The organism is Streptomyces sp. SID5910 (assembly GCF_009862125.1).
In the GTDB taxonomy this organism is placed as follows: domain Bacteria; phylum Actinomycetota; class Actinomycetes; order Streptomycetales; family Streptomycetaceae; genus Streptomyces.
On the sequence record NZ_WWHX01000884.1, the window covers coordinates 1 to 4,871 of the forward strand.

6 protein-coding genes and 1 tRNA gene are annotated in these 4,871 nt (G+C 69.8%); 6 read left to right on the forward strand and 1 reads right to left on the reverse strand.

The window, feature by feature from the left end; genetic code table 11:
- Window positions 1-87: 87 nt before the first annotated feature.
- Window positions 88-582, reverse strand: a complete 495-nt coding sequence (locus GTW67_RS31190; protein ID WP_161168103.1) for a DUF3830 family protein — start codon at window positions 580-582, stop codon at window positions 88-90.
- A 107-nt stretch (window positions 583-689) separates the two neighbouring features.
- On the opposite strand from GTW67_RS31190, the gene ehuB reads away from it, so the two are divergent.
- The 6 genes from ehuB to GTW67_RS31220 all read left to right on the forward strand — a co-directional run bounded on the left by ehuB (window position 690) and on the right by GTW67_RS31220 (window position 4,870).
- The gene (gene ehuB, locus GTW67_RS31195) at window positions 690-1,619 is read left to right on the forward strand and encodes an ectoine/hydroxyectoine ABC transporter substrate-binding protein EhuB (RefSeq protein WP_202437941.1); all 930 of its coding nucleotides are present in this window, start codon (window positions 690-692) and stop codon (window positions 1,617-1,619) included.
- The gene (gene ehuC / locus GTW67_RS31200) at window positions 1,616-2,320 is read left to right on the forward strand and encodes an ectoine/hydroxyectoine ABC transporter permease subunit EhuC (RefSeq protein WP_161168104.1); all 705 of its coding nucleotides are present in this window, start codon (window positions 1,616-1,618) and stop codon (window positions 2,318-2,320) included. The genes ehuB and ehuC overlap by 4 nt, the downstream gene beginning before the upstream one ends.
- Complete coding sequence (gene ehuD, locus GTW67_RS31205; protein ID WP_161168105.1) at window positions 2,317-2,967, forward strand: ectoine/hydroxyectoine ABC transporter permease subunit EhuD; 651 nt, start codon at window positions 2,317-2,319, stop codon at window positions 2,965-2,967. Before ehuC ends, ehuD begins: the two co-directional genes overlap by 4 nt.
- On the forward strand, window positions 2,957-3,742 hold the full coding sequence (gene ehuA / locus GTW67_RS31210) for an ectoine/hydroxyectoine ABC transporter ATP-binding protein EhuA (protein ID WP_161168106.1): 786 nt from the start codon (window positions 2,957-2,959) through the stop codon (window positions 3,740-3,742). The genes ehuD and ehuA overlap by 11 nt, the downstream gene beginning before the upstream one ends.
- Window positions 3,743-3,943: 201 nt before the next feature.
- Window positions 3,944-4,702 (forward strand): IclR family transcriptional regulator domain-containing protein, encoded by a 759-nt coding sequence (locus GTW67_RS31215; protein WP_161168107.1) that lies wholly within the window; start codon window positions 3,944-3,946, stop codon window positions 4,700-4,702.
- A gap of 94 nt (window positions 4,703-4,796) precedes the next feature.
- Window positions 4,797-4,870: transfer RNA gene (locus GTW67_RS31220), tRNA-Lys, on the forward strand.
- The last annotated feature ends 1 nt before the right edge of the window (window position 4,871 follow it).

A 4,871-nucleotide genomic window follows, 5' to 3' on the forward strand; every position in this document is an offset into this window, starting at 1 on the left:
GTGCCGCCCCAGCGGCACGACTGCCCGCAGCTATGCGGAACGGTGCCCGCAGCTATGCGGGACGGTGCCCGCAGCTAGGGCGGCCGGCTACGCGCGCCGGAAGCTCAGGGTTTCGCCCGCCGCTCCCGTGCGCCACAGGTCGTTGCAGGCCTCGGCCATTGGTCCCAGGCCGTCGATGATTTCGCCCCATACCGTGCCCGGGATCCAGCCCACGTCGCCGTTGAGGAGGAGGTTGTTGCGTTCGTAGAAGAGGGCCAGGTCGACGAGGGTGGTGCCGGGGCGGACCTCGCGGTCGTAGCCGTAGGCCTTGGTGCCCAACTCGGCGCCCGCGAAGGCGAAATAGCACAGGTCGCCCGGGATGGGTGTGACGGTCGGGTTCTCCAGGGGTGGTTCGGTTGTCGCGAAGGGCGGGAAGAGGGCGTAGATCTCGTTGCGGGCGTATTTGGCGTGATACACGTCGCCGGCCAGGGGAAGCGCGTCCCAGACCGCCGCGCAGGTGATCGGGGCCCGTTCGTCCAGCAGTCGGGCCGTGCACGTGATTCCGCGTGTGACCAGCGAGACTTCGATGTAGCGATCAGCCATGCCCTCCATGGCAGTGGTCCGGGGCGCCGCGGTCAAGGGTGCCGTGCCCTCGTATCGGTCCGAAAAAGATCGGCATAACCTTCGGGGCTTCGGGTAGCTGCGCGCCCATGGCTCCACCACACAGAACCCCTCCATGGGGCATATCCGTCCGAAGGCCCGGGAGTTCGGGGCCCACTCGCCGATCGCTGCTCGCGGGGGCCGCGGCGCTCGGCGCGCTGGGGGCCGCCGGCTGCTCGCGGGTCGCGACCGCGTCGAACGTCGAGGGCGGCGATCTGCTCGACCGGCTGCGGGCGCAGGGCGTGGCCCGGCTCGGCATCGCGGGCGAGATCCCCTTCGGGTACATCGACAAGAACGGTGAGCTGACCGGCGAGGCGCCGGAACTGGCGCAGGTCATCTTCAAGCGGCTCGGCGTGGACCGGGTGCAGCCGGTGCCGACGGAGTTCGGCTCCCTCATCCCGGGCCTCGCGTCGCAGCAGTTCGACGTCGTGGCCGCCGGGATGTACATCAACCCGGACCGCTGCGAGCAGGTCATCTTCTCCGACCCCGACTACCAGATGCTCGACGCCTTCATCGTGCGCAAGGGCAACCCGCTCGGCCTGCACGACTACAAGGACGTCGTGGAGAAGAAGGCCAAGTTCGCCACCGGCACGGGGTACGCGGAGATCCAGTACGCGGTCGAGGCCGGGTACAAGGAGAGCGACATCCTGATCGTCCCCGACCAGGTGGCCGGTCTCAACGCCGTCGAGGCCGGGCGCGTGGACGTCTTCGCGGGCACCGCGCTGACCACCCGCGAGGTGGTGAAGAAGTCCTCCAAGACCGAGGTGACCGAGGCGTTCAAGCCGGTCGTGGGCGGCAAGCCGCACGTCGACGGCGGCGGCTTCGCCTTCCGGCCGACCGAGACGAACTTGCGGGACGCCTTCAACGTGGAGCTCCAGAAGCTCAAGAAGAGCGGTGAACTGCTCCGCATCCTCAAGCCGTTCGGGTTCACCGCGGACGAGATGACCGATCTGACCGCGAAGGAGCTGTGCGGCGGATGACATCGGGACTGTGGGAACTCGTACTCCGGGGCGTCTGGGTCACCGTCCAGCTGCTCTTCTTCAGCGCGCTGCTGGCGACGGCCGTCTCCTTCGTGGCCGGCGTCGCGCGCACCCACCGGCTGTGGATCGTCCGCTTCCTCGCGGGCCTCTACACCGAGGTGTTCCGCGGCACCTCCGCGCTGGTGATGATCTTCTGGGTGTTCTTCGTGCTGCCGCCGGCCTTCGGCTGGCAGCTCGTGCCGATGTGGGCGGGCACGCTGGCGCTGGGCCTGACCTACGGGGCGTACGGCTCCGAGATCGTGCGCGGCGCGCTCGGCGCGGTCGACCCGGCGCAGAAGGAGGGCGGCATCGCCCTCAGCTTCACGCCCTGGCAGCGGATGAGGCTGATCCTGCTGCCGCAGGCGGTGCCGGAGATGATCCCGCCCTTCTCCAACCTGCTGATCGAGCTGCTCAAGGGCACCGCCCTGGTGTCGATCATGGGCATGGGCGACCTTGCGTTCAGCGGCAACCTGGTGCGCCTGGCGCTCCAGGAGAGCGCGGAGATCTACACGTACATCCTGCTGATCTACTTCGTGATCGCCTTCCTGCTCACGCGGGTGATGCGCGGTCTGGAGAAGAAGCTGAAGGCGGGCGTCGGGAAGGCGGTCCCGAAGCGGAAGACCGTCACTCCTGAGCCGGCCGAGATCGGGGGTGTCCGATGAAGTGGGACTGGAACGCGGTCTCGGAGTTCATGCCGCACTTCTGGGACGGCCTGCTGGTCACCCTCCAGATCCTGGTGCTCGGCTCGCTGATCTCCTTCCTCCTCGGCCTGGTGTGGGCGCTGCTGATGCGGGTGCCGTCGCGCTGGGTGACCTGGCCGGTCGGCGTGGTCACGGAGTTCGTGCGCAACACCCCGCTGCTGGTGCAGCTGTTCTTCCTCTTCTACGTGCTGCCCGAGTGGGGCGTGACCGCCTCGGCGCTGACCACCGGCGTGATCGGCATCGGCCTGCACTACTCGACGTACACGATGCAGGTCTACCGGGCCGGTATCGAGGCGGTGCCGGTCGGCCAGTGGGAGGCCGCGACGGCGCTGAACCTGCCGCTGGGGCGGACGTGGACCGCGGTGATCCTGCCGCAGGCCGTCCGCCGGGTGGTGCCCGCCCTCGGCAACTACGTGATCTCGATGCTGAAGGACACGCCGCTGCTGATGGCGATCACGGTGCTGGAGATGCTCGGCGAGGCACGGCTGTTCTCGCAGGAGAACTTCCAGTTCACCGAGCCCCTGACGGTGATCGGCGTGGCCTTCATCATCGTCTCCTACCTGGCCTCCCTTGCCCTGCGAGCCCTGGAGCGACGCCTTGCCCACTGACACTCTCCCCAATCCCGAGAAGAGCCCCGAGCGCAGCTCCGGCGAGCTGATCCGCCTGGAGCAGGTCACCAAGCGGTTCGGGGACAACACCGTCCTCGACCACCTGGACTTCTCCGTCGACGCCGGCAAGCACGTCACCCTGATCGGCCCGTCCGGGTCGGGCAAGACGACGATCCTGCGGCTGCTGATGACGCTGCTCAAGCCCGACGAGGGCACGATCACCGTGGACGGGCAGAAGCTCTTCCCGGCGACCGAGAAGGAGCGCCGCGAGGTCCGCAAGCAGATCGGCATGGTGTTCCAGCAGTTCAACCTGTTCCCGAACATGAGCGTGCTGCGCAACATCACCGAGGCGCCGGTCACCGTGCTCGGCCTGTCCAAGGACGAGGCGGTGGAGCGCGCCAAGGGCCTGCTGGACATGGTGGGCCTGGCCGACAAGTGCGACGCCCGCCCCTCCCAGCTCTCCGGCGGCCAGCAGCAGCGGGTGGCGATAGCCCGCGCGCTGGCGATGCGGCCCAAGGTGCTGCTCCTCGACGAGGTGACGTCGGCGCTCGACCCGGAGCTGGTCGCGGGCGTCCTCGACCTGCTGCGGGACATCGCGCGCAGCACGGACATCACCATGCTCTGCGTGACCCACGAGATGAACTTCGCCCGGGACATCTCGGACCAGGTCCTGATGTTCGACTCGGGCCGGGTCATCGAGTCCGGCGCGCCGGAGAAGATCTTCAGCGAGCCGGAGCACGACCGCACCCGGGAATTCCTCAGCGCGGTGCTGTGACGGCGGGCGTGCCCCGGCGCCCCGACGTCCGAGGTCGGGACGCCGGGGCACGCCACCGGCATGTGCCAGAGGGCCGGCGCCGCGGCCGGGAGGGCCGGAATCTGGCCAACACCCCCGCGCATCCGGCCCTTTGACGGCTATCGTGAAGGTGACCCGCTGTCCGGACCAGGGCCTACGAAGCGAGCGCAGGGGGAGACCACCGTGGCGCTGCAGCACAAGCCGACCGCGCCGCACCACTCCGTCCAGGACGCCCTGCGCGCCCTGGAGACGGTGGCGCGGCACAGCACCGGAATCACCGACACCGAGCTCACTCGGCAGACCGGCCTCGGCCCCGAGCGGCTGACCCCGCTGCTGCGCATGCTGCGCCGCGAGGGCTACGTCGAGCAGAGCGCCGACGGCGCGTACGTCACGGGCGAGGCCCTGTCCCGGCTGGGCTCGGCGCAGGGCCGCGAGGAGGCCCTGCGCGACAAGCTCCAGCACACCCTGGACCGGCTGCGCGACTCGGTCGGCGCCGCCGTCTACATCAGCCGGTACGTCGACGGCGAGGTCAGCGTCACCCAGTACGCCGACAGCCCGGCCGCGCCCCGGGTGAACGAGTGGGTGGACTTCCGCGTCTCGGCGCACGCCACCGCGGTCGGCAAGAGCCTGCTGACCCAGCTGGACCACGCGGGCCGCCGCGACCACCTGGCCCGGCACAGGATGGCCCGGCTGACCTCGCGCACCATCACCAGCGACCGGCTGCTGCTGTCCCGCCTGGAGTCCCAGCCGCCCACGGTGCCCGTCCTCGACCTCCAGGAGTACGCGGTCGGCACGGTCTGCGCGGCCGTCCCGCTGACGGCGGGCTCCGCCGCGGGCTGCCTGGCGCTGTCCCTGCCCGTCGAGCACGCGCACCGGCTGCGGCAGGCCGCGGACGCCCTGAACCGGGGCGCGGCACCGGTCCTGCTGTCGCTGGCGATCTAGGCCCCGCCCGCTCGGGCGGTGGTCGTGAGCACTCCTGCGGACCGGGTAGTATTTTTCTCGTCGCCGGCCGCGGGAAGCGGACGGCGGGAGTCATGCGCCGCTAGCTCAGTTGGTTAGAGCAGCTGACTCTTAATCAGCGGGTCCGGGGTTCGAGTCCCTGGCGGCGCAC